The organism is thiotrophic endosymbiont of Bathymodiolus puteoserpentis (Logatchev), assembly GCF_900127505.1.
Classification (GTDB): Bacteria; Pseudomonadota; Gammaproteobacteria; order PS1; family Pseudothioglobaceae; genus Thiodubiliella.
In genome coordinates this window covers 1-3,474 of the sequence record NZ_UEXF01000024.1, presented here as the reverse complement: position 1 = coordinate 3,474, position 3,474 = coordinate 1, and the positions used below count along the sequence as shown (strand labels likewise).

3 protein-coding genes are annotated in these 3,474 nt (G+C 29.3%); all 3 read left to right on the top strand.

Annotated features, from left to right (window positions below; all coding sequences use genetic code 11):
- The coding region (locus BHECKSOX2_RS03610; RefSeq protein WP_139682509.1) for a DNA cytosine methyltransferase at positions 1–723 on the top strand (723 nt) is incomplete at its 5' end.
- Entirely contained in the window at positions 723–2,969 is a 2,247-nt protein-coding gene (locus tag BHECKSOX2_RS03605) for a sensor histidine kinase (protein ID WP_139682508.1), read from the top strand. The genes BHECKSOX2_RS03610 and BHECKSOX2_RS03605, both read left to right, overlap by 1 nt.
- Positions 2,966–3,474: response regulator (locus BHECKSOX2_RS03600; protein ID WP_139682507.1), on the top strand; the 509-nt coding region annotated here is incomplete at its 3' end. The genes BHECKSOX2_RS03605 and BHECKSOX2_RS03600, both read left to right, overlap by 4 nt.

Sequence of the window (3,474 nt, the reverse complement as noted above, 5' to 3'; positions counted from 1 at the left end):
GGGCTTGGATATAATGTCCATGGTGAGATTGTTAATTTCTCTGAATTTGGCGTCCCACAAAAACGACAAAGGTTTATTCTGGTTGCAACTAAAGGGAAAAGAGCCCAAACTTTTTTTGATTTTATTGTAAAAAATAGAGCAGAATTTTTTAAATCTAAAAAAATAACAGATAAAACATCTTTAAGTGATGCGATATCTGATTTAGTCAAAAAGAATGGGACACAAGTGTCTCCAGACACCAAAAGTTTTCAAGCGGGTATTTATTCAAAGCCAAAGAGTAATTATCAAAAGTTAATGCGACAAGGAGAGTCCTTAACAAATAAGGTTGCTGATAGTCACAGGTTTGCACGACATAGACCTGATACCGTTGAGCGCTTCCAATATATTCTAGATAATTCTGTAGCTAACTTGACCATAAGTGATGAGTTAAAAAAGAAATACAATCTAAAAAAACACACTATTGTCCCTTTATGTGAAAAATCTTGCACACCAACGCTAACTACACTACCAGATGATTATATTCATTACTGTGAACCTAGGATATTGACAGTTAGAGAATATGCGCGTATTCAGTCTTTTCCAGATAGTTATGAGTTTAAAGGAAAGTACACGACAGGTGGGGATAGAAGAAAGGTTGATGTTCCTAGATACACTCAAATTGGTAACGCCATTCCACCATTGTTTAGCGAACAAGCAGGGCTTGCCTTAAAGGAAATGCTGTAATGGAATTTAGAATTAGTTCCGAATTAAAAAATATTATTGGGCAAGATTTGATTGTTAATGATCAAGTTGCAATATTTGAATTAGTTAAAAATTCTTACGATGCTCATGCAACCAGAGTAGATATAATTTTTGAAGAAAATAAAATTACTATTAAGGATAACGGTAAAGGCATGAGTCTGAGCGACTTAAAAAATAAGTGGCTATTTGTTGCTTATTCTGCAAAAAAAGACAATAAAGAAGACGAAGATCTCAAGTCTAATGATAGATATAAGAATTATCGTAATAAAATTAATTTAAAAAGAGGTTTTGCTGGTGCAAAAGGAATTGGCAGATTTTCAGCGGATAAGATTGGCGCTAATTTAAAATTAATTGCTAAAAATGTTAATGCAAATAATGCACATCAGTTAGATGTAAATTGGCAAGATTTTGAAAAAAATTCTCAAGATGAATTTATTGATATTGGTGTAAAACATACAAAGTTATCATCTGATAAACATAAAGACTTTACCAATGGTGTGATTCTTGAAATTTCTAATCTTAAATCTAAATGGGATGACGATAAGATAGAAATTTTAAAAAACTCTTTAAGTAAATTAATAAACCCTTTTGAGGTTAATACGCAATCTAATAATTTTCAAATTTATATAACAAAGCAAAATAGCAGTTCTGGCGAACCAATTAACAACGATTTAGTAAGTGTTTTAACCTTAAAAACCACTAAATTAGAAATCACAATAACAAAAGAAAATATCGTATCAAAATTAACAGATAGAGGGACTTTAATTTATAGCGTTGAAGAGGAAAATAATTATAAATACTTACAAAATACATCCATAATACTTTTGTATTTAAATACAAAAGCAAAAACAAATTTTACTAGATTAATGAAAGTAAAAGCTGTGAATTTTGGTAATATCATGTTATATAACAATGGGTTTAGGGTCTATCCTTACGGTGAGCCAAATGATGATAGCCTGGATATTGACAGAAGACATCAACAGGGACATAGTAGATATTTATCTACTAGAAACTTAATTGGCAGTATTAATGTTAATGAGTACTCTAATGAATTTAAAGAAAAAACCAGTAGAGACAGTGGGCTTATTGAAACTAATGGCTACAATGAGTTATATAATGCATTTTGGGATAAAACTTTAAAAAGGCTAGAAAAATATGTGGTTGGTGTTCAATGGTCATTGGATGAGGTCATTAGAAATAAGGATGGTGATGCTGATGATTTTTCAATATTAGATAATACAATTAGCCAAAGCAAGATTATTGAAATAATAACTAATTTAGTTAATAGAGACAAAGTTGAAATTAAAGATTTTGACGCTAATTTTATCAATCTCTTTGATGAGCAAAAACCTTCGGAAATTATAGTCTCCAAGCTATCAAAGATTGCTCATGATGTTAATAATCAAGAATTGATTGATAAAATAAACGAAACTCAAAAAATTATCAGGAAACTAGAGCAAGGCAACAAAAATTTAAAAAAAGAGATAACCAAAGAACAACAGAGAACTGAGCAATTAAGTAAAAATTTAGAAACTGAAAAGAAACAAAATATTTTTCAACGCTCATTAATTGGGACAGAAAAAGAACAGATATTAGGATTGCAGCATCAGATTAGACATTCCTCAAGTAGAATTAATAGAAATACAAAATTACTATTAAAAACTTTTAACGCTCCTCTTACAGAACAGCAGAAAAAATATATTAGCGTTATTATTGCTGAGGCAACCAAGGTAAATTCTATTGCTAATTTTGTGACTAAAGCTAATTTTAATTTAACAACAAAAGAAATCAAAGTGAACTTAGTTTCTTTTATAAAAGAATATATTGAAGAACTTTATTTATCTAATGGGAAAATTATCGATAAGTCAAAAACACAACTCAGTGTAACAACATCAAGTAATGAGTTTGTTGTAAGAATAAGGCCACTAGAAATCACGACACTGATTGATAACTTTATTCAAAATTCTAAAAAAGCTAATGCAAAAAATGTATATTTTAAACTTGATGTTAAAAATGATGTTTTTAATATGCTTGTTATCGATGATGGTGATGGTATCCAAGAAGAAAATATTGATAAAATATTTGATTTTGGATTTACGACAACTAATGGTTCTGGAATAGGGTTAAGTAGTATTAAAAAAACAATTAGCGATATGCATAATGCTGATATTAGCGTTAAATCGGACAAGGGAGAAGAGACTACTTTTCATATAAGGATTAGAAAATGAAATTGGAATATAAGATTTTATGGTTAGATGATAATATTGAAGCATTTATTGAAGATGAGCACATTGATGAGATTGAAAAATATATTACTAATCAAGGATTTGATACAACAATTGATACTAAAGACAAATCAGAAGATTTTTTTAGTGCATTAGATGAAACTTATGATTTAATTCTCACCGATTATCATATGGATGGTTTAAATGGCGATGAAGTGGTTGAAAAGATACGAGAAGAATCTATTTTTACCGAAATTTTATTTTATACAGCAGGAGCCGACTTAAAAGATACCCAAAAATTGGATAGAATTTCTTTTTTAGAAACAATAGCAAACCATGAAGCAGAGGTTGTTGAGAAAACTAAAAAACTAATTGATTTAACCATTAAAAAATTTCAAGACATAGTTGTTATGCGTGGCATGATTATGCAAGAAACAAGTGATTTGGATATGCAGAAAGTTGAAATTTTAAAGAAGTATATAAATTCTAAAAATTCCTTAGAAACAAA

Bases quoted from the DNA above. Each gene is read 5' to 3' on its own strand.
- BHECKSOX2_RS03605 (WP_139682508.1), top strand. From the start codon at position 723: ATGGAATTTAGAATTAGTTCCGAATTAAAAAATATTATTGGGCAAGAT.